The 21313-nt window shown below is 60.7% G+C and carries 20 protein-coding genes and 2 tRNA genes; 9 read left to right on the top strand and 13 right to left on the bottom strand.

Translation table 11 applies throughout. The annotated features are described in order from the left end of the window. Nucleotides 1-6: 6 nt before the first annotated feature. The 4 genes from CLH61_RS02375 to CLH61_RS02390 form a co-directional block, all read right to left on the bottom strand. Nucleotides 7-285 carry an acylphosphatase gene (locus CLH61_RS02375; protein WP_099613227.1) on the bottom strand — a complete coding sequence of 93 codons (279 nt, stop codon included), beginning with the start codon at nt 283-285 and terminating at the stop codon, nt 7-9. A gap of 64 nt (nt 286-349) precedes the next feature. Next, nucleotides 350-1297, bottom strand: coding sequence for an AEC family transporter (locus CLH61_RS02380; RefSeq protein WP_099613091.1), 948 nt, complete (start codon nt 1295-1297; stop codon nt 350-352). 43 nt (nt 1298-1340) lie between these two features. Continuing rightward, entirely contained in the window at nt 1341-1679 is a 339-nt protein-coding gene (locus CLH61_RS02385; protein ID WP_099613092.1) for a branched-chain amino acid transporter permease, read from the bottom strand. Further along, nucleotides 1672-2376 carry an AzlC family ABC transporter permease gene (locus CLH61_RS02390; protein WP_099613228.1) on the bottom strand — a complete coding sequence of 235 codons (705 nt, stop codon included), beginning with the start codon at nt 2374-2376 and terminating at the stop codon, nt 1672-1674. Before CLH61_RS02390 ends, CLH61_RS02385 begins: the two co-directional genes overlap by 8 nt. 132 nt (nt 2377-2508) lie before the next feature. Here CLH61_RS02390 and CLH61_RS02395 point away from each other — a divergent pair, with 132 nt between their 5' ends. From CLH61_RS02395 to pgsA, 4 genes are all read left to right on the top strand, one after another. Beyond that, complete coding sequence (locus tag CLH61_RS02395; protein WP_099613093.1) at nt 2509-2760, top strand: YheU family protein; 252 nt, start codon at nt 2509-2511, stop codon at nt 2758-2760. A gap of 92 nt (nt 2761-2852) precedes the next feature. Next, the gene (gene uvrY / locus CLH61_RS02400; RefSeq protein WP_099613094.1) at nt 2853-3512 is read left to right on the top strand and encodes a UvrY/SirA/GacA family response regulator transcription factor; all 660 of its coding nucleotides are present in this window, start codon (nt 2853-2855) and stop codon (nt 3510-3512) included. Then, on the top strand, nt 3496-5349 hold the full coding sequence (uvrC, locus tag CLH61_RS02405) for an excinuclease ABC subunit UvrC (RefSeq protein ID WP_099613095.1): 1854 nt from the start codon (nt 3496-3498) through the stop codon (nt 5347-5349). Before uvrY ends, uvrC begins: the two co-directional genes overlap by 17 nt. Before the next feature lie 7 nt (nt 5350-5356). After that, entirely contained in the window at nt 5357-5917 is a 561-nt protein-coding gene (pgsA, locus tag CLH61_RS02410; protein ID WP_099613096.1) for a CDP-diacylglycerol--glycerol-3-phosphate 3-phosphatidyltransferase, read from the top strand. Here pgsA and CLH61_RS02415 read toward each other — a convergent pair. The 8 genes from CLH61_RS02415 to CLH61_RS02450 form a co-directional block, all read right to left on the bottom strand. After that, on the bottom strand, nt 5868-6548 hold the full coding sequence (locus CLH61_RS02415; RefSeq protein WP_099613097.1) for an ABC-type transport auxiliary lipoprotein family protein: 681 nt from the start codon (nt 6546-6548) through the stop codon (nt 5868-5870). The genes pgsA and CLH61_RS02415 overlap by 50 nt on opposite strands. Continuing rightward, the gene (locus CLH61_RS02420; protein WP_099613098.1) at nt 6545-7483 is read right to left on the bottom strand and encodes an MlaD family protein; all 939 of its coding nucleotides are present in this window, start codon (nt 7481-7483) and stop codon (nt 6545-6547) included. The genes CLH61_RS02415 and CLH61_RS02420 overlap by 4 nt, the downstream gene beginning before the upstream one ends. A 4-nt stretch (nt 7484-7487) precedes the next feature. Further along, nucleotides 7488-8306, bottom strand: coding sequence for an ABC transporter ATP-binding protein (locus tag CLH61_RS02425; RefSeq protein ID WP_099613099.1), 819 nt, complete (start codon nt 8304-8306; stop codon nt 7488-7490). Between the two features lie 110 nt (nt 8307-8416). After that, complete coding sequence (locus CLH61_RS02430; RefSeq protein ID WP_099613229.1) at nt 8417-9514, bottom strand: MlaE family ABC transporter permease; 1098 nt, start codon at nt 9512-9514, stop codon at nt 8417-8419. A 117-nt stretch (nt 9515-9631) separates the two neighbouring features. Then, nucleotides 9632-10246 (bottom strand): ATP-binding cassette domain-containing protein, encoded by a 615-nt coding sequence (locus tag CLH61_RS02435; RefSeq protein ID WP_099613100.1) that lies wholly within the window; start codon nt 10244-10246, stop codon nt 9632-9634. Further along, nucleotides 10239-11912 carry a thiamine/thiamine pyrophosphate ABC transporter permease gene (thiP, locus tag CLH61_RS02440; RefSeq protein WP_228152500.1) on the bottom strand — a complete coding sequence of 558 codons (1674 nt, stop codon included), beginning with the start codon at nt 11910-11912 and terminating at the stop codon, nt 10239-10241. The genes CLH61_RS02435 and thiP overlap by 8 nt, the downstream gene beginning before the upstream one ends. Before the next feature lie 12 nt (nt 11913-11924). After that, entirely contained in the window at nt 11925-12929 is a 1005-nt protein-coding gene (thiB, locus tag CLH61_RS02445; protein WP_099613101.1) for a thiamine ABC transporter substrate binding subunit, read from the bottom strand. 63 nt (nt 12930-12992) lie between these two features. Continuing rightward, a complete protein-coding gene (locus tag CLH61_RS02450; protein WP_099613102.1) occupies nt 12993-13373 on the bottom strand; it encodes a rhodanese-like domain-containing protein in 381 nt (126 codons plus the stop codon). Nucleotides 13374-13636: 263 nt separating this feature from the next. Between CLH61_RS02450 and CLH61_RS02455 the strand changes: the two genes are divergently transcribed. From CLH61_RS02455 to CLH61_RS02475, 5 genes are all read left to right on the top strand, one after another. After that, nucleotides 13637-14758: a metallophosphoesterase family protein gene (locus CLH61_RS02455; RefSeq protein ID WP_099613103.1), complete on the top strand. Its 1122-nt coding sequence runs from the start codon at nt 13637-13639 to the stop codon at nt 14756-14758. Next, nucleotides 14755-17403, top strand: a complete 2649-nt coding sequence (locus CLH61_RS02460; RefSeq protein ID WP_099613104.1) for an AAA family ATPase — start codon at nt 14755-14757, stop codon at nt 17401-17403. The genes CLH61_RS02455 and CLH61_RS02460 overlap by 4 nt, the downstream gene beginning before the upstream one ends. A 283-nt stretch (nt 17404-17686) precedes the next feature. Next, a complete protein-coding gene (locus CLH61_RS02465) occupies nt 17687-18472 on the top strand; it encodes a rhodanese-like domain-containing protein (RefSeq protein ID WP_099613105.1) in 786 nt (261 codons plus the stop codon). A gap of 208 nt (nt 18473-18680) precedes the next feature. Next, a tRNA-Gly gene (locus CLH61_RS02470) sits at nt 18681-18756 on the top strand. A gap of 95 nt (nt 18757-18851) precedes the next feature. After that, nucleotides 18852-18925 (top strand) — tRNA-Cys (locus CLH61_RS02475). 227 nt (nt 18926-19152) lie between these two features. Here the strand turns inward: CLH61_RS02475 and CLH61_RS02480 are convergent. After that, a complete protein-coding gene (locus CLH61_RS02480) occupies nt 19153-21171 on the bottom strand; it encodes a hypothetical protein (RefSeq protein WP_143752058.1) in 2019 nt (672 codons plus the stop codon). Nucleotides 21172-21313: the final 142 nt, after the last annotated feature.

Consider the following 21313-nt stretch of genomic DNA (forward strand, 5'->3'; position numbering starts at 1 on the left):
AGCTTTTCAATACCGCACACCAAACGTTTGAAACTCACCGTTAGCACGCTGCTCCTCGATGTCGATGGCGCTCACCTTCGCCGCAGGCGGGCCTTCCTGGCACCACTGGTGCAACTGCCGAAGCCCTTCACGGCTCCCTTCTGCGACGATTTCTACGCGTCCATCGGGAAGGTTGCGGGCATAGCCGGAGAGTCCCAGCCGGCTGGCTTCCTTTTCCGTGGAGGCGCGGTAGTAGACGCCCTGAACCTTGCCTGATACCACCATCTTCCAACGCAGATTGTCCATTGCGGTCATCTCACTCTCTGACGGGTTGGCCCGCCAATTATCTAACGCCCTGGCCGGGGAAAATTCAAATGACACCTGCGCTGCGCAACAGGAATATGCCGGCGGTCACCGTGATACTGGCCATCAGGGTAGTCATCGCGATGATGTTGGCGGCCAGTTTGTCGTTGCCACCCACGGCTTTGACCATTACGAAACTCGCGGCGGCGGTCGGGCTGGCAAAGAACAGGAACATCAGCCCGAGCTCGGGCCCGGAGAAACCTGCCAGCCAGGCACCGCCGACACACAAAGCGGGTAACACCACCATCTTCATCATGCTGGCGCTTACCGCGGTCTTGCTGTCGGCCCGGATGGCGTTCATCGATACCGTACCGCCAATACACAGCAGGGCCAGGGGCATGGTCAGGGAGGCAAAATAATCGCCGCTGGTCATCACCCAGCCCGGCAGGCTAAGGCCGGACCAGGCCACCGGAATGGCCAGCAACACCGAAATGATCAGTGGATTGCGGAGGATGTCCCGCAGGATATCGAGCCAGCCCGCTTGTTGCTGGGAGTGATAGGCGGACAGCACGATCACCGACAGGGCATTGTAGGAAAGGATCACCACCCCGAGCAGCAGGCCGCCTGCCGACAGCCCGTAATCGCCATACAGGTTGGCGGCCAGCGCCAGCCCGACGATGCCGCAGTTGCCCCGGAATGCCCCCTGTACGTAGACGCCGCGATCGGCGTGCGGCACCCGCCAGACTGCCCAGAACCAGGTGAGCAGAAAGCTGGCGATGGTGGCCAACAGGAAGAAGCCCAGCAGCGCCGGATTCAGGGTGGTGTCCAGGTCGGCATTGATGATGCTGAGGAACACCAGGGTGGGCAGTGTGGCTTTGAACACCAGCGCGGAAGCGGTATGAATGAAGGTGGCGTCGATCCAGTTCAGCCGGCGCAGGCCCAGCCCGATGAACACCATGACGAATACCGGCAGCGTGGTTTCGAGGGTATTGAGAAATATCGCGGTCAGAGTCATGGCAGACAGGGTACCTGGCGTTTGAGGTCAAAGTGGAAGGCGGTCACGCCGGCACCAGAGCCAGTTGCTGGATCGTCATGTAGGCGATGGTGCCCGCCGCAATGGACAGCAGGGCGTTGCGCCGCCACAGATGAATGACCACCACCAGCAGGCCAGGGAGAAGGGCATCGAGCCCCGGCACGTCGGCACTCCAGTTGGCAGAACGCTGGAGGAAAACGGTGGCCAGCAGGGCCATGACGGCCGCGGGCAGGTAGCGCCCCAGATGCTTGATGAGCGGGTGGTCGGTGTGCCGCTCGAAAAACAGGAACGGAATGACCCGGGTGGCAAAGGTGGCAATGGCCGTTACGCCGATAAAAGCCGCAAGATACCAGGATTCAGCCATGTTCAAGGCCCTCCTGAAGTCGAGCGGACCGTAACCGGCGATACTGGATCAGCAACACCAGGGTGACCATCAAGATGGCGCCGATCAGCTGGTGTGCCGCCGGCAGCAGGAAGGTGGCGACAGCTGCTGCGGCGGCGCCGGTCCAGATCGGGAAGCTGTCGCCCAGCGCCCGGAACTGCTCGATGGTCAGCACGATGAACAGGGCCACCAGCGCAAACTCGATGCCGGTGCTGTCGAACGTGACATTGGCCCCCAGCAGGGCGCCGGCGGCACAACCGGCAACCCAGTAACACTGGTTGAACAGTGTTATGCGGAAATCCACTGCCTGCTCATGGTGCCTGTCGCCACTGCGGGACCGGCTGGTCAGCAGCGAGTAGGTTTCATCAGTCAGGCCGAAAATCAGATACGCCTTGCGCCAGCCGGCGCCGCGGAACTGCCCGAGCAGGGACAGGCCATAGAACAGGTGGCGGGCGTTAAGCACAAACATCGCAATGAGCACTTCCAGCAAGCCGGCGTTGACCGCCAGCAGGCTGACTGCCAGGATCTGGCCGGCACCGGCATAGACAACCAGCCCCATCAGCGGGGCAGCCCACCAAGGGTAGTCCAGCTGGGTGGTGAACAGCACGCCAAATGCCATTCCCAGTGGCAGGTAGCCGAACAGGATCGGCAGGGTGAGGCGGAAGACGGATTGGTTCATTAGCATCCAAACGTTATTAAAGAGAGGATGATAGAGAAACCCGTCACAATTTTGAAGGTGGCAGCCGCTATCCTTCACCGAAGGTCGTAAAGCCACTATCATTGACGCCATGAATCCAGCAATGAGAGCGATATGAACGACGAAATGGGTCAGACTTCCACACCGGATCCGCGGCAGGAGAAGTTTGTGGTGGAGGCCGACTTGCTGACACAGGACCAGCTCGAAGGGCTTGCCGAGGAATATTGCACCCGTTACCACGGCCTGAATGAAGTGGAGAGTCCGTTAAGCGAGCGGGAGCGCGTGCTGGCTGCGGTGCATCGGGGTGAACTGGTGGTATGGTTCGATCCGGTGGAAAACACGGCAGGGCTCGGGCCCGCACAGTGAGATTAATCTCGGGCGGTTCACTACCGCTGGGCCGCCCAAGACGTTACAATCCGTGGGGTTTTTCAATGCGTCAGCTCAGGGTGAGGTGAGTTTTGATCAGGGTATTGGTTGTTGATGACCACGAACTGGTTCGCTCCGGGATTACCCGGATGCTGGCGGATAACCCGGACCTTGAGGTCATCGGGCAGGCGTCATCCGGCGAGGAAGCCATCGAGGTAGTCCGCGGAGACCGCCCGGACATCGTTCTGATGGACATCCGCATGCCGGGTATCGGTGGGCTCGAGGCTACCCGCAAGATCCTGCGTATTGACGACAGTATTCGTATTATCGTGGTCACTGCCTGTGCCGATGATCCCTATCCCACGCGGGTCATGCAGGCTGGCGCGACAGCCTATATCACCAAAGGGGCAGATATCCGCGAAATGCTCCGGGCCATTCGCATGGCGCACTCCGGGCAGCGTTATATCAGCCCGGAAATCGCCCAGAAAATGGCACTGAAGCAGCTTGGCGGCGATAACGGCGAAGAGCAGGGCGAGTCCCTGTTTGACCGGTTGTCCGAGCGGGAAATGCAGATTGCCATGATGGTTGTGGACTGCCAGAAGGTGCAGGATATCTCCGACAAACTCTGCCTCAGCCCCAAAACCGTCAACAGCTACCGGTATCGTATTTTCGAGAAGCTGGAAATTTCCAGCGACGTGGAACTGGCGCTGATGGCGGTGAGACTCGGACTGCTTGATGCCGACAAGGTCTGATCACGAACCCCGCAGTTTTGACACCAGGAACTTCCTGAAACAGCTCACCGAACGGCCGGGTGTTTACCGGATGTTCGACGAGGGCGGTAATGTGCTGTACGTGGGCAAGGCCCGCAACCTCAAGAAACGGGTGAGCAGCTACTTCCGCAAATCCGGCCTGGCCCCGAAGACCGAAGCCCTGGTCAGCCGTATTGCGCACATCGAGATCACCATCACCGGCAGCGAAACCGAAGCGCTGCTGCTTGAACAGAACCTCATCAAATCCCTGCGACCACCCTATAACATCCTGTTGCGGGATGATAAATCCTATCCTTACATCTATCTTTCGGCGCACAGCGATTACCCGTCGCTGACCTTTCGGAGGGGCCGTACCCGCAAGGGCGGTGGCACCTGGTTCGGGCCGTTTCCCAGCTCCGGAGCGGTCAAGGAAAGTCTTAATATTCTGCAGAAGATATTCCGCATAAGATCCTGTGATGAAAGCTATTTCAGGAATCGTACCCGGCCGTGTCTGCAGTATCAGATTCATCGCTGCACCGCGCCTTGCGTCAATTACATAACGCCGGAGCAGTACCAGGAAGATGTTCGCCACGCCACCATGTTCCTGGAAGGCAAGAACCCTGCCATCATCCGTGACCTGATGGACGCCATGGAGCAGGCCTCCGGCAGGCTGGAGTTCGAAAAGGCGGCGGCCTATCGTGACCAGATCAATTATCTGCGCCACGTACAGGAGCAGCAGTCGGTGGACGGCGAAGGGGGCGACGCGGATGTGATTGCGGTCGCCCAGGATGCCGGCATCGTCTGTGTGGTGGTCATTATCGTTCGCGGTGGCCGGGTGCTGGGTACCAAGGATTACTTCCCCAGGTTTTCCATCGAACAGACGGAAGGCGAATTGCTGAGTGCGTTCCTTGGCCAGTACTATTTTGGTGGCAACACCCGGCGGGACATTCCGCGGGATATCCTGGTGCCGGTCGAGGTAGAAGGGAGTGAGCTGCTGGCAGAGGCGCTGTCCGATGTCGCCGGCCGGGAGACACGGATTCGCCGGAATGTTCGCGGCGAACGCCGGCGCTGGCTGGAACTGGCTATGACCAATGCCCGCCAGACCCTGCTGACGCACCTGGCCAGCAAGGAAACCGTGTACCGCCGCCTGTTGGCCTTGAGGGACCTGCTGGAACTGGCGGAAACGCCATCGCGGATGGAATGTTTTGATATCAGCCATAGTCATGGGGAAAATACGGTCGCATCCTGCGTGGTTTTCGATGAGAATGGGCCACTCAAGAGTGATTACCGGCTGTATAACATCGAAGGGATCACCGGCGGTGATGATTATGCTGCCATGCGCCAGGTGCTGACCCGGCGTTATCGCAGGCTGGTGTCTGGCGATGGCAAACGGCCGGATCTGGTGTTCATTGACGGTGGTAAGGGGCAGTTGAATATTGCCCGCGAAGTCTTTGAAGAACTGGGAATTTCGGATATTCCGCTGATCGGTGTGGCCAAAGGGGTCACCCGCCGTGCCGGAATGGAGCAACTGATTGATGCGCTGACCGATACGGTGTTTCGCGTACCGGCGGACTCTCCGGCATTGCATCTGATCCAGCATATCCGGGATGAATCCCACCGCTTTGCAATCACGGGTCACCGGGCCAGGCGAGACAAGAAGCGTCGCCAGTCAACTCTCGAAGGTATTGAAGGGGTCGGACCCAAGCGCAGGCGGGATCTTATCCGTTATTTCGGCGGCATTCAGGAAATACGCAAGGCTGGCGTTGATGAAATAGCCAAAGTCCAGGGCATCAGCAAGGGCCTGGCAGAATCGATCTACGCAGCACTGCATGACGAGTAAGGAACACATGAATTTACCAAACCTGTTGACCCTGTCCCGCATCGTGATGATTCCGGTTTTCGTGGTGGTCTTCTTTTTGCCGGTGGGCTGGAGTTATGTGGTCAGTGCGGCGATCTTTGCCCTTGCCGGCATAACCGACTGGCTCGATGGCTACCTGGCCCGCAAACTGAACCAGAGTACGCCGTTCGGCGCCTTCCTCGACCCGGTCGCGGACAAGCTGATGGTGGCGGTGGCCCTGGCGGTGCTGATCCAGGAGTACGCGGTGCTTTTGCTGACCATCCCGGCCACCGTGATTATCGGACGGGAAATCGTGATCTCCGCACTGCGGGAGTGGATGGCGGAAATTGGCAGTCGCGCCAGTGTGGCGGTCTCCTACATTGGCAAGGTAAAGACGACGGCGCAGATGATTGCCATCGTGGGCCTGCTGGCGTTCCCGCCAGGGGTGTTCTGGGCCTATGTCGCCATTGGCTTGCTTTACCTGGCCGCCGCGCTGACCCTGTGGTCGATGGGTTTGTACCTCAAGGCTGCCTGGCCGGATCTGTTTCCGAAGCAGGATTCGCCCCGGTAATACACGCTTCAAGCCACGGCAGCAGCAGGTTGGCCAGCGCCTCACCTCCGGCACTGAAGGCCATGGCAACGGCCTCTACGGTATCGCTGAAGGCCGGCGCTGCAATTCGGAAATCACGGCTGCACAGGGTTTCCCGGCTGCGGTTATCAAGCAGCTGGGCATAGAGACGGATCACCGCCTGGTAACCTTGCCCTGCCGGTTCCCGGTGGAACCCGTACAGATCACTGACCAGGGTCAGGTCGCTGCCAGCCGGACTGGTCTCATTGATCACCGCATCAAAGCGCCCGCTCTGGCGCAGCACTCCGATCATCAGTTCCCGTACCAGGGTGGGCCCGGTATCCCGCCAGCGCACACCACCGTATACCTTGTATTCCAGGGGCTCCGGCCTGGCGAGAATGCGCGAGCTGCCGAAGGGTTCGGTGGCGTGTGGCGTATCCACTTGCAGGGTCAGGCCAAGGGCGGCACCGGCCCGGTTTTCCAGCTGCGGCACCGGCAGGTCCATCACTCTCGGGGCTTCCCGGTCCGGCAGCAAGGTACAGCCGGCCATGAGGACGGACAGACCCAGCGCCAGGGCGGCTGGTCGGAGACCGGTACGGGCGCCGTGGGGTGGGTTTAGGGTTGTGGTATTCACCGGGGCAACTCCTGGATTCGTTCCGGGGCAAAGAGGACACCAGCGGGATCGTCCTCCAGGCGCCGGGTAAACTGGTTCAGGTTACGTAGGGTACTGCGCAGCTCCCGTAAGGCGGGGGCCAGCTCGCCCATGCTCTGGAAACCTGCATCAAGGGCGCCCTCATTGGTGCGTACCAGCGCATCAATGCGATCCGCAGTCCCCTGCACGCTGCGCAGGGCTTCCGCGAGGCTGGTCAAGGCGTCACGACCTTCGTCCTGGAGCAGCGCGTTGGCATTGTCGGAAACCGCCGACACCTTGATGGCAGCCTCCTCGGCCCGGGTTCCTGCCGCGTCCAGCCTTTCCAGCAGTGCTTCGAGCTGGCCACGGCGCTCCAGCAGGGCCTCGGTGGCAATCCTGATGTTCCCGAGGATCGCGGTCAGGTTTTCGCTGTTCTGTTCGGACATCAGACGAACCGCATTTGTCAGCAGCTGGTCGGCCTTCTGCATCAGCATCTCGCTGTTATCAAGCAGACTGGAGAAGGCCGACGGTTCGGCAATAATCAGCGGCGGGTCGGAGCGGTTGCCATTCAATACCGGACTGTCCGGTGTGCCCCCGCTGAACTGCACATTCATTGCCCCGGTGATGTTGGCCAGAATCAGTCCGGCGCGGGTGTTTTCCCGGATCGGAACCTCCCGGTCGACCCGCACGAAAACCTGTACATGACCGGGGACCTCCGGGTCGAGTTTCAGATCCAGCACGTCGCCCACCTGAACGCCGCTGTAAAGCACCGGGTTGCCGATCGACAGCCCGCTAACGGCATGGTTGAATTCGATCTGGTAATACGCCCACTCCCGGTCGGTGGAAGACTTGCCCAGCCACAGCGCAAAACCCAGGGCGGCGGCAACGGCGACCAGGGTAAACAGGCCAATGATCACATGATGGGCCTTGGGCTCCATGCATTTACTCCTCAGTGGTTTCCGCTCTGGCGCGGGCGGCATAACTCGCGGCGCGACCCCGCGGGCCGTGGAAGTAATCCTGTATCCATTCATCGTCCGTAGCGGTGACCCGGTCGAGCGTATCCGCTACCAGCACCTTGCGCTGTGACAGCACCGCCACCCGGTCGCAGGTGCTGTACAGGGTGTCCAGGTCGTGGGTTACCAGGAATACGGTCAGCCCCAACGCATCTCGCAGGGTAACGAGCAGCCGGTCAAATCCGGCGGCCCCGATCGGATCTAGGCCGGCAGTGGGCTCGTCGAGAAACAGCACCTCCGGGTCCAGTGCCAGCGCCCGCGCGAGGCTTGCGCGCTTGACCATCCCTCCGGACAACTCCGCAGGGTAGTTCAGGGCGGCGGCCGGGGGCAGACCGGTCAGCGCGAGTTTCATGCGGGCCAGTTCTTCGGCCTGCGACCTTGGCAGGCCCGCATGCTCTATCAGTGGCACGGCGATGTTCTCCTGCAGGTTGAGGGAAGTAAACAGCGCGCCGGCCTGGAACAGTACGCCGAACCGTTGCTCGGTTTCAGACCGCTCGGCGGCCGACAGGCTGGTGAGATCCTGGCCAAACACCCGGATATGGCCGGAGACCGGCTTGTTGAGGCCGACAATGCTACGCAGCAGGACGGATTTACCGGTCCCCGAGCCGCCAACCACGCCAAGGATTTCGCCCCGGAACAGGTCCAGGTCCAGATCCTCATGGACCACATGGTCGCCGAACCGGTTGCACAGGTCCCTGACCTCGATGACCGGGGTCCCGCGATGGGTGGGCGATTCGGTCCCTGTCATTTCAGCCTCCCTCCACAAGTGACCATAAGTGACTACCAGTAACTACCAACTACTACCCGTCAGGACCAATAACTGCCAGTTACCTATCTGTTAATCCGCTGATTCTCCGGTTACCAGTCCATTTCCATAAAGAATAGCGCAGCGATCGCGTCCAGCAGGATAACCATAAAAATCGACTGGACCACACTGGAGGTGGTGTGTTCGCCCACCGACTGGGCACTGCCACCAACTTTGAAACCTTCCAGGCAACCAATCACCGCGATCAGGAAGGCGAACACCGGTGCCTTGCCGATGCCCACCAGAAAGTGATTGATGGCGATATCCCGCTGCATGATCGCGAGAAACTGGGAGGGTGAAATGTCCAGGGACAGGGCACACACCAGCGCTCCGCCGAAGATTCCGGACATCATGCCGACGAAGGTCAGCACCGGAAGACTCACCATCATCGCAAGAACCCGGGGAACCACCAGCAGTTCCACCGGGTTCAGGCCCATGGTGCGGATGGCGTCCAGCTCTTCGTTCACTTTCATGGCGCCGATCTGCGCCGTAAAGGCGCTGGCGGTACGACCGGCCAGCAAAATGGCCGCAAGCAGCACACCGAATTCCCGCAGAAACGCGAAGGTCACCAGGTTGACCGTGTAGATGGTGGCGCCGAAATCCCTCAGCACCGTGGCGCCGAGGAAGGCGACCACGGCCCCGACCAGGAACGTCAGCAGGGCGACGATAGGCAGTGCATTCAGTCCGGTGTCCTGAATGGACGCCACGAAGGGCGTGATGCGCCAGCGCCGCGGTCGCGGAAGAACCTGGAGCAGGGTGGTGAGGGTCTGGCCGATAAACCCTGACAACATCCACAGCAGCCGGTAGAGCGCCTCCACCCGTTTGCCGGTCTCGGCCAGCAAGGCGGTGACCGGGGACGGGGCGGGCTGTTCGGGGCGGCTGCGCCCGGCCATCGCCTCAGCGACAGCATGGAGCAGGGCGTTACGCTCGGCGGGCAGGCGGTTCGTTGTCGTCAGGTCCAGCAATGCCTCCGGGCCAAGCAGTTGTACCAACTGGGCCGCGCCTGCGGTATCCACCCGGGCGAGGCCGTTGATGTCGGTTTCACCGGCAAAAGGTCCCCCGGCAATCAGTTGGCTTACCTGTTGTTGCAGGGCCGGATAGTGGGCCAGCACCCAGTCGCCTTCAATCCGCAGTTTGCCGTCGGCAACGATCGCCCGTCCGGCATTTCCGCCGTTGGGGAGCGAGGTCTTGTCGGTTGCGGGGGAATGGTGCCTGGGCACGGTAATCCTTTCATTGTCGGGGAAAAATCAGCACGCCTGATAGCAAGCTTAGAGATTCCAGACGTTATCCGCCAGCACCGAGCGATCTTCCTCATCATGGCTGGCCAGAATGAGGATGCTGCCGGCCGCCTTACTCTTCAGGAGCATTTTCCGCATCAGCTGGCGGGCTTCGTCATCCAGCCCGGTGAGTGGCTCGTCGAGCAGGAGCACGGGCTCAGAGCGCAGCATGGCCCGCAGCAGTGCCACCCGCTGGCGCTGGCCTCCCGACAGCTCGGCTGGCATCCGCTTGCCCAGCCCTGCCAGGCCGACTTCCTGCAGGCCCTGGGTGATGGCCAGTTGCTGCTCCGCGGTCAGTTTGAGGCCAGGGTGCAGCCCCAGCCCGATGTTGGTCATCACATCCAGGTGCTCGAACAGATTGTGCTCCTGAAAAACGCTGGTCATAGGCCGTTGCCAGGGCCGCCGGTGCACCAGGGACTCACCTTGCCAGCGAATATCGCCGGACAGGGGTTCCAGGAACCCTGCCAACAGGTTGAGCAGGGTGGATTTGCCGGAACCGCTGGCGCCGTGAATAGCCAGGCAGGTTCCAGGTGCCACGGAAAAGTCGAAGTGCCAGGGCCGGAGTTGCCCGGGGTAGGCAAAGATCAGGTCACGGACTTCAAGCATGTTCGGGCTCCCGAAGGTGTGCGGTGGCAGGGGGCCGGCCGAGCAGGTTGAACAGGGCAAACACAGCCAGTAACACGGTAATCAGCCATAGGCCGGTGCCGGCGGCTGCGGCCATCTGGTAGCTGCCCAGCTGCTGGTACAGCAGCACCGGAATCGTCGGTTCCTCCGGTGAGCCAAACAGTGCAATTACCCCGAAGTCGCCCAGCGACAAGCCGGTGGCATAAGCCATGGCGAGAGCGAAGGGACGCCGCATTCTGGGCCAGTGCAGCCAGCGCCAGCGATACCAGCCGAGGATGCCCAACTGGTCTGCCTGGTGAATGCTTGCGATATCCAGCCCCCGCAACGGGCCCCGCAACATCTGCAATACAAAGGGCAGGGCCATGATGCTGTTGATCAGTCCCACCAGTATCAGGCCCTCACTGGTGACACCCAGTTGCGGGCGCAGCAGCAGGAACAACCCGGTGCCCAGTACCAGCGGGGGCACCATCAACGGCAGGTACGCAGCGGTGGCGCTGATCTGCCCTGGTATGCCCTTCTGCGTGGAGCCGTTGCTGGCGAGTACCAGCAGGGCTGCAAGTACCGAACTGGCGCCGGCGGGGATGGCAATGGCCAGGCTCAGTAACGTCGCATCCCAGAGTCGGCCCCCGGAGCCGGATTGCGTCAGGGTGCTGACGAGTCCTGGCAGGCCGCGAAGGGCCACTGCCGCCAGAGGGGCGATCAGAAACAGGGTAAACGTCAGTAACAGCAGGCGATCCCAGAGTCCTCGAAGGCCGCTTCCATCTTTTCGGGGGACCTGCTCGGCAACCTGCCGTCCGGGTACCAGGGCATGGGTCATGCCCCGGCGTGAAGCCAGCCACCAGACGCTGCCGCAGATCAGCAACTGGACGGTGGCCAGCAGCGCGGCCCGACCGAAGTCAAAGTCAAATCGCAGTGACTGGTAAATGGCCACTTCGAGGGTCGTTGCGGCCGGCCCGCCGCCAAGGGTCATAATGATGGCAAAGCTGGTGAAGCACAGGGTAAAAATAAGTGCGGCAATGCCTGGCAGCACCGGGCGTAACGCCGGCCATTCCAGGGCCCGCCATACCCACCCACTGCTGAGGCCAAGCTGACTGGCGATACGCCACTGGGGCTGCGGCACATTTTCCAGGGTCTGAAGCAGGATGCGGGCGGCCAGGGGTGCGTTAAAAAACACATGGGTCAGGACGATGCCGTTAATACCATAAAGATTCCAGCTCAGGGCTGGCGCCCAGTCGTTCACCAGGGTGGTCAGCCAGCCCTGGCGCCCATACACCCCGACCACGCCGGATACCGCCACAATGGTCGGCACCACCAGACTCAGTTCCATCAGTCGCAGCAACAGGCTGCGGCCGGGAAAACAAGGCTGACGGGCCAGCGCCCGGGCTACCGGAAGGGCCAGTAGTAAACTGAGGGCGACCGACAGGGTGGCCTGCCAGAGGGTGAAGCTGAGCACGTTGCGCAGGTAGCGGTTCTCCCACAGTACCGCGACCCGCGGCAGTTCCGCTTGCCAGAACAGAGCGCCCAGACCACCTCCGGCGAGGATCAGTAGCAGGCTGGCCAGCAGCAGGCCAGGCCACAGCTGCCATCCGGGATTGCTGAAAGGCGCATCGGGGTGGCGGGGAGTGGAGGACCGGATCGATTCGGGCACGGAATGGCTGACCTAGCGGGTCATGGCATCAAGCCATTCATCCAGCCAGGCACGACGGTGTTCGGCAACGGTGGCCGGCTCAAAATAGCGGGTTTCCGTGGGCTTGATCAGCCGACTGAACACCTCGGGCAGCTCCTCGCCAAGCTCGATCACCGGGTACATGACGTTCTTCAGGGGGATATGGCGCTGGAAGTCTCTGGTAAGGATGAACTGCAGGAATGTCCTGCCCAACTCCGGCTGGCCCGAGGATCGCACCCGGGCTGCTACTTCCACCTGGAGGTAATGGCCTTCACGGAATGCCGCCGCCTGGTAGCGGTCGGTCTTGTCGATGGCCATATGATAGGCCGGGGAAGTGCTATAGGACAGGATCATCGGGGCCTCGCCATTCATGAACAACGAGAAGTAACCGTCGCTCCAGCTCTTGGTTGTGGCCAGGATCCGCTTGTTCAGCTGCGCCCATTTTTCCGCCGCCTGGTCACCGTATATGTGACGCATCCACAGCAACAGGCCGAGACCCGGAGTACTGGTGCGGGGGTCCTGGATGATGATTTTCAGGTCCTCCGGGGCAGCCAGCAGGTCTTCGAAACTGGCCGGCGGCTGGGGCAATTGCTCGGTATCGTAAACGAATGCGAAATAGCCCCAGTCGTAGGGCACAAACAGGTCATCCGACCAGTCCACCGGCAGTGCCAGTCCTTGCAGCGGAATGTCGTGGGAAGCCAGCAGGCCGGTCTGGCGGGCCGCCTCCATGGTGCCGGTATCCAGGCCCAGTACAACATCCGCTTTGCTGTGCTCGCCCTCCAGCCGCAAGCGCTGCAGGATATCCCCGCCACTGTCCAGCACCACGTAGTTCAGTGTGCAGTTGCAGTGGGCCTCGAACGCCGTCTTGACCGCTGGTCCGGGCCCCCATTCGGAGGCAAACGACGGATGGGTATAGACATTCAGGGTGGGACGCTTATCTGCAAGAGTGGCGACGGGCAGCACGCAGGCGAGTAACAGGGCGAGCAGACGCGCGGGCATGTTATGGCTTTCCTTCCAAACAGTCATGGGGCCCGCTACTGGCAGCCCCGGAACACTAAGGGATCAGCCGAAATCCGGCAGCTCGGGTTTCACGATCGGGTTGCCGGCTTCCTGCCATGCTTCGATGCCACCCGCAATGGACTGAACGTGGGCATAGCCCAGCTCTTTCATGGCCTTGGCGGAAAGAGCCGAGCGCCCACTGTTCTTGCAGTAGATCACCAGATTCAGGCCACGGTCTTCCAGTGCCGGATCGTTGGTCAGCTTGAACTCCAGGATGCCCCTCGGAATGTTGATCGCACCGGGAATGTGGCCTTCGTGGTATTCGTCCGGCTCCCGAACATCAATCAACAGATCCGCTTGCCTGATTGCGCCGTCTGCCTGCTCCAGGGGTACTTCCCGTATCTCGGCCTTGGCAGCCGCCACCATGTCCTGAACTGTCTTCATTGTGAACCACCTCGTTCGTCAAGTGTACACGCCGTCACCGCGAAGGCTGGGGCTGGTGAACAGTGTCCAGCCGCTATTATGATGGCTGCAGCCACCGTAATACAGAGTGAATATCGGTATCAAACGGAAGTCCGTCCGATGCACGGCGCGTGCGGGCAGTCCTCGCTGACAACGGGCTGAGGTTCAGTCGGTTGTGCATTTTCCTTCCGGTGTGGGTAACCTTGTGAGCCAGAAGAGCATGCGTCCAGACAGGGGAACCACTCGTGCCCAGATTTCTTCATACCGCGGACTGGCAGATGGGCCGGTCGTTCAGTCGTTTTGACGCCGACGACGGCGCAGCGCTTGCCGAGGCCCGCTACGCAGCTATCGAAGCGCTGGCACAGCTGGCCGTCGACCAGGACTGTGATGCCGTACTGGTTGCGGGCGATGTGTTTGATGCCCAGACGGTTTCCGACCGGACCATCCGCCGGGTGTTCAACGCAACCAGCGCGTTCAAAGGCCCCTGGGTGATGCTCCCTGGAAATCACGATGCAGCCCTGGCCGAGAGCGTCTGGACCCGTGCCGGGCGTCTGGGTGCCGTACCTGACAATGTTCACCTGGCATTGGAGCCGGGGGTGACGGTGCTGGCGGAGCAGCGCCTGGCCATTCTTGCCGCTCCGTTAACCCAACGCCACACCTACAGTGATCTGACCGCAGCCTTTGATGAGTGGGAAACCCCAGCCGGCCTCCTGCGCATTGGTCTTGCCCACGGCAGTATTCAGGGCGTGTTGCCGGATGAGGTGGACGCAACCAATCCCATCGCGCCGGATCGGACGCAACTGGCTGGCCTTGATTACCTGGCGCTGGGTGACTGGCACGGTACCAAGCAGATTAACGAGCGCACCTGGTACAGCGGCACTCCGGAGCCGGAGCGCTTCCGTAATAACGATGCCGGCTATGTCCTGGTGGTTGACCTGGCGGAACCGGGGGCTCTCCCTGACGTTCACCGTCACGACACCGCCCGTTATCGCTGGTATCAGTGGCGGGAAACCCTGTCGGTACCCTCGGATCTGGACCAGCTGATTGCGCGCATGCAGGAACTGCCGGAAGCATCGGTGCTGGATCTGCGTCTGGAAGGTGCGATTACCCTGGAGGGCCACCAACACCTGAACCACGGGCTGTCGCTGGCGGAAGCCCGATTCCGCAGCGTCAGCTGTGACCGCAGTGGCCTGCAGCTGGAACCCACCGAAGAGGATATTGCAGCCCTCCATGCCGATGGTTATCTGGGAGAGGCCATCGAAGAGCTACGGCTGCGGCAGGGGGGCGATGTCTCCGGACCGGCGCGGGACGCCCTGGCCATCCTGGCCTCACTGCTCAGCAGCGGCACGCAGGAGGTGACCAAGTGAGACTTCAGCGACTCCGCATCGAGCAGGTTCGGCAGTTTCGGACCCCCATGGCCCTGGAGGAACTCCAGCCGGGGATCAACCTTATTCACGGCCCCAATGAGTCCGGCAAGAGTACCCTGGTGCGGGCCATCCGAGCCGCGTTCTTTGAGCGCCACCGCTCCAAATCCGTCGAAGACCTGCGCCCCTGGGGCGATTCCGCCGCAGCGCCCACCATCGAGCTGAAGTTTGACCACGACGGTCAACAATGGCAGCTCACCAAGAGCTTTTTGCAGCGTAAACGCTGTGACCTGGTCATTGATGGCCGCAGTTTTTCCGGGGAGGATGCGGAAGAAAAGCTCGCTGAACTGCTTGGCTTCCAGCTACCGAAGAAGGGCGTCAGCAAAGCCGAGCATTGGGGCATTCCCGGCCTGTTGTGGGTGGAGCAGGGTACCGGTCAGGACATCGAGAAGGCGGTTGAGCATGCCGGCGATCACCTGAAGTCCGCTCTGAATAACCTGGTGGGTGAAGTCGCCAGCAGCGGAGGCGATGATGTCATTCAGGCCGTGGAAAAACAGCGGGCGGAACTCCTTACCGCTACGGGCAAGCCCCGTGGCGAGTATCAGCAGCTTGCCGCAGAGCGAGATGAACGGCAACGTGACCTGGCAGAACTGGCAACCCGGATCGAGCAATACCGGCTCCACGTTGACCGCCTCGGCTTGCTGTCAGCGGAGTTTGATCGTGCCAACGCGGAGCGCCCCTGGGAGGACGCCCTGCGCCGGATGGAACAGGCCCGGGAGCAGTTCCGCCAGGTAGAGTCGTTGCAGCAGCAACAGCTCCGGGCGCAGGATAGCCTCGGCCAGGTGCGTCAGAATCTGGACCTGCTCCGTCAGAACCAGGAGCAGATGCAGGCCCAGGGAACCAAACTGAAACAGCGGGAGGCGGAGCTGCAGGCCGCCCGGCAGCGACTGGCCGGGGAGGAGGCTCGCACGCCCGGTCTCGACAAGGCCGTAAAAGACGCCCGTGCAGACTACGAAGCGGCTACCCGGGTAGTGGAACAGGCCCGCCAGCAGGAAATCCGCACACGATTGCAACAGGATGTGGCGAGACTGGAAGACCGGTATCGGACGCTCCGGCAGAATCTGGACAAGGCGTCCGGATTCCAGCAACAGCTGGATCAGGGCCGGCAGCAGAAGCAGGAAAACAGAATTGATGCAGAGGCGGTCCAGCGAGCCCGTACCACCCGCCGGCAGCTGGATGAAGAAACGATCAGGTCGCAGGCGATCGCCACCCGGCTGAGCTGGCAACTGGAGCCAGGCCACACCCTGCAGCTCAACGATTCTACCCTGGCGGGGGAGGGTGAACTTCGCCTTCTTGACGAGGGCCAACTGACCATTCCCGGTGTCGGGCGTCTGGGCATTACACCAGGGGGTGAAGACCTCGCCAGTGCCCGGCGAACCCTGGCCCATCTGGAGCAGACCCTCTCCGAACACCTCCGTGCCCTTGGCGTTGCCGGAGTCGAAGAAGCTGAGCAGAGGCTGGCGCGATACCAGGATGGCGAGCGCCAGGTCCGGCACACGGAAGACCTGTTGCTGTCGGTCGCTCCGCACGGACTGGAGCGCCTTCGCCGCGAAACCGGAGATACCTTTACCGAACTGCAGGGCTGCAAGGCGCACCTGGACGGAGCACTGGAGACTGCGGGCGAGCAGGCTGACCACATCCCGGGCCTTGCCGATGCGGAACACGCCCGTAAAGTCGCCGAGCAGCGTGTCGCGGAGGCCGAAGCGGACCGTAACAGGCACGAAACGCGGGTTCTGACTGCACGGCAGACCTGTGAGACCGCCAACCGCGAATGGCAACAACTCAGCACGGAACTGGAGCGCTCCGGGAACCCGCAGCAGCTTCAGGAAATTGCCGGGACCATTGCCGCGACCCAGCGGCGGGAAGCCGAGCTGGTTAAGAACCTGGAAGAGATTGAAAGCAGGATTCGCCAGGCCCGTCCCGACTTGTTACAGCAGGATATTCAGCGCTACCGGCAAGCTGCCGAAACCCAACAGGCTGCCCAGAAGAACCGGGAGCGGGAGCTTCGGGATATCCGTGTCCGCCTGGAGGCGTGGGGGGCAGAAGGACTCGAGGAGAAGTTCAATGAAAGCACGGCTGAACTCGAGCATCTCAATCGCCGTTACAGTGAGCTTCATCGCCGCGCCGAAGCACTCGATTTGCTGCTGACCATCCTCACCGACAAGCGTCAGGCGCTTACCCGCCGACTGCAGGCACCATTGCAGAAACACCTGGATCACTATCTTTCCGTACTCTTCCCGGAGGCGACACTGGAAGTGGACGAGCACCTGGTGCCCGGCAGGTTCCGTCGTGGCAACGACCTCGGCCAGATGACCGAACTGAGTTTTGGTGCCCGGGAGCAAATGGGGCTGATCAGCCGTCTGGCTTACGCCGACCTGCTGAAGGACGCCGGACGGCCGACGCTGATAATCCTCGATGATACCCTGGTGCACTCGGATACCGGCCGGCTGGATGGCATGAAGCGGATACTGTTTGATGCTGCCCAGCGTCACCAGATCCTGTTGTTTACCTGCCATCCGGAGAAGTGGCAGGACCTTGGGGTGGAACCGATCGACCTGGAGACACTGAAGGCTCAGCCGCTACTGTAACCTGGCCCGGCAATCCTGTGACAAGACCCGGTGACGCGGCGTGATTCGCGCCTCCGGTGTCTTGTGTCCGGGAGCGTAAAGAAGTTTACAAATGTTTGCGATCAATAACTTGTCTGGTGGACCTTTTGGGTCCATTTTCATGGGTATCAAAAACCAAACCCGATTTGAGTTGTTCGGCGAAGGAATGCAAGAACAGCGGTGGAGGCTTTGCCTTCAGCAGTCCGAAGAATCATGGCGCCTGAGCTGAAAACCCTGTTCGGATCACCACAAGGATGTCTATCTGATGATCAGATCTGCCCAATTTCTCGCCTTCTGTTTCCTGATCAGTGTTGCCGGGTTGCTGCAGGCCGACGAAGGCTTTCCCGGCCGTTCGCTCTATCCTGGCGTTGCAGTTATTGAACTCGACGAACTTCACCGGCGTTTGGGCGCGGTTACTGTTGTCGATGTTCGTTCGGAATTTGAGTTCAACACTCTCCACATTGCCGGGGCTCAACATATCCCGCTGTCGGAGCGGGATTTTGCGGACCGCGTGGCGGCACTGGCGCAGCAGGACGAAAGCCAGCTGGTGTTCTATTGCAATGGGCGCAGCTGCGAAAAATCCTACCAGGCGGCGGTGAAGGCTGAGCGAGCAGGGGTAGCCGGCACCGTGTCGTTCGATGCGGGCATTTTCGACTGGGCCCGCACCTTTCCCAATGACACGGTGCTGCTGGGGGAACCGCTGGCCGACGCGGGCAAGCTGCTGACCCGGGACAAGTTCGAGGCACACCTGCTGCCGCCCGAGAAATTTGGATTGTATCTCGACGAGGCCGGCTTCGCCGTTGATGCCCGCGACAACCAACAGCGGGCCGGCCTTGCTCTGTTCATGGGCCGGGAGAAACGCATCCCGTTCGATAATCGCGCCCGCTGGGAACAGCTGCTGGCAGAAAGAACCGACAACAGCGCACCGCTGCTGATCTACGATGCCGTCGGCAAACAGGTGCAGTGGTTGCAGTACTTCCTTGAAGCGAAGGGCGTCGAAAACTATTACTTCATGGCCGGCGGGGCGAAAGCCTTTTTCGACATGCTCTGACAGCCAGGTGCCTGCGGGGGGCGCAATGCCCCCGAATGGGCCGGCATACTTCCCGACCAGGGGTATTACCGATCAAAGGTTGTGCACCCCGAACAAAAAATGCCCAATAAATCCCTATAAAACAATAACGTGAAAAAAAGTGTTGACGGCGGAAACGTAATCCGTAGAATACGCAGCCGTTGAGAGGCGAATGCCTCAGACACGAAGAGCGGGAATAGCTCAGTTGGTAGAGCACAACCTTGCCAAGGTTGGGGTCGCGAGTTCGAATCTCGTTTCCCGCTCCAATTTCTCTCCGGTTTCGCCGGTTGGAAATCAAAACCCAAGTCTCTCACAGCCCACCTGAGAGCATGAAAGTCCTCGATCTCCACGGACTTTTCCCGGCGCGGTGGCAGAGTGGTTATGCAGCGGACTGCAACTCCGTGTACGCCGGTTCGATTCCGACCCGCGCCTCCAATTTTTCTTCTCCTTCACCGTCGTAGCAGATTCGCATCTGACTTCTGTCGTGGTCGGTTGGCCTGCCGGTGTCATGCTATTTCCATATTCCCAGACGTCTTGAAATGGCCGATGTTGCCGGGAGCCTAAAGGCGGCTGGCGGATGAGGCGCTCTTATCATATCGCCTCAGAGCGAAAAACCCCGCCGAAGCGGGGTTTGTTGGCGCGTTTCCGCTAGCGGAACCTTGTCACAGGGCCACCGTCAACGGATCCTGAATCACCGTGTGGATGAACTGGATGACGTTGCGGGTGTCCTCGGCCTGCTTGACGAAGGCGTCTATGTTGCTGCCAGTGTAGTCGTCGCTGCCCAGCACTCGGACCCAAACATCCTCAGTACGGTCGCCGTAGGCGCAGCTGAGATCATCCGGTTGACGCTCCACGAAATCCACCATGGCACCGGAGTAGATGGTTGCGGTGGTGTGGTTGAAGGCGCTGTAGTCCACGTAACCGCTGGTCAGGCGTTTTGCTCCACAGTCGGCAGCATTGCCCTGGCAGGCCTCGGTGCCATCCATCAGGAACAGGAGGCCTTCAGCTGTGAGCTGATCCCGCAGGTCTTCTTTGATGGCCAAGTCCACCGGGGTCCACGTACCATCCTGTATGATCTCAACGGTGCCCTCGAGTTTGCCCCAGCGCATCAGCGCCCAGTACAGCGACAGACCGGCCAACGGGGAATCGACTGTTTGGTAGGTGACGTTGCCGGTGCCATCATCAATGCCGTAAGCCAGGCGGCCAGCCAGGTCGAGCTTGAGGCCGACGGAGGCGTTGATGGAATTCATCACGTCATACAGGGCCCGGTCCAGAACCCGTGGATTGGTCAGTGCTACCCGTACCACGTTCAGGCGGCCAAGCTCCAGTTCAATCACATCGTCCTCGTAGCCTTCGACGATCACGCATTCACCGGAATCCGGGTCGAATTCCATTGGCACGGTACCACCATTCATCGAGACCGGTTGCGGACAATCATTACCGTCCAGAACCGGAACCCCATTCTCGTCGCGTACCAATTCCCATAGATCACCGAAAACTTCACCCTTGTTGGTAAAATCAACGCCTTCGTTCAGGCCGAGCACAGTATTGATGAACACCAGTCCATCGATGGTCAGGGGCACACTCTTGTTGGAGGCGCCACCCAGGAAGGCAGCCGCGGCATGCATCAGATCGAACCTGCCATCGGCCGTGGGCAGCGTCTGCAGGGGGGCTTCCGGCATATCCTGGATAACATCGTGCATGAACACGATGGTACGCCGTGCATCATCGGCATGGGTCATAAAACCGGCGATGTTCTCACCGTAATATCCCTCAAGATCGAAAACCTGCGCCCATGCATAACCGGTATCGTCCCGGTAATGGCAGGTACTGCCGTTATCGTAGTACTGGATATAGCTCAGCAGCTGGTTTGCGTAGTCCATCTGGCGGTCATGGGTAGTTCCGGACAGGTCCGCATACCCTTTATACAGGTCAACACCATGATCCCGCCCGGGTGTGCCGTCCCGCAGGTAAGCGAGGTCTCCGAGTTCAAGGTCAGCCCGGATCTCGAGCCATTGGGGGGCGATGGTCTGGCCGCCCTCGTGCTTTTCGGGGCCGAAACCAGCAATCCGGCCCTCCTTGAGCAGTGCATTATAGAGGGCGAGGTTCTCCCGAGGGGAGTCGATGGTGTTTTCAACGGGTAAACCGGTCACCGGATCACTGGAAACCAGAATCAATCGACCGGCAGGGTCCAGTTTGATGGATTCTGAGGCATTGATGTTTTTGATGGCCTCCTCCAGAGCGCGAGCGAACACAGTCGGATTCTGCGTCATGGTGCGGACCATGTTCAGCCGGCCGATCTCGAGTTCGATGGTGTACTGCTCATAGCCTTCTTCCACCGCACAAACCGGCTCTTCTTCCAGAGTGTCGATAACCATTGGCACCGTGTCAGTCGTGGTACCGTCCGCAAGCGTGATGGTTTCGGAGGCGATCGGCTGGATACACTCCAGGGCATCCAGAACGGGAACGCCATAGGCATCGCGTACCACCATCCACAGATCACCAAACAGGTTCTGCGGATCCGCGGAGACCTCGTTTAAACCCAGTGCAGAGTTGATAAAAACTACCGAATCCACCGAGAGTGGTATCTCCTTGCCGGTGGCGGCACCAAGGAAAGACGCGGCACTGTCGAGAACTTTCGGAGATATCGGCACCTGCTCTGCGGCAGGCGGGTTGGTCACCAGGTCTGAGATCCCGCTCAAAGATGATGAGCCGTCACTGCAGCCGGAAAGTAGAACCGTGGTCAGGACTGTTCCCGCCAAGATTTTCTTCTGGTTGTACAGATCAAACATTTCGCTACCCTCAAATACGCCTTGCCAGCCC

This window comes from Marinobacter profundi (assembly GCF_002744715.1).
Classification (GTDB): domain Bacteria; phylum Pseudomonadota; class Gammaproteobacteria; order Pseudomonadales; family Oleiphilaceae; genus Marinobacter; species Marinobacter profundi.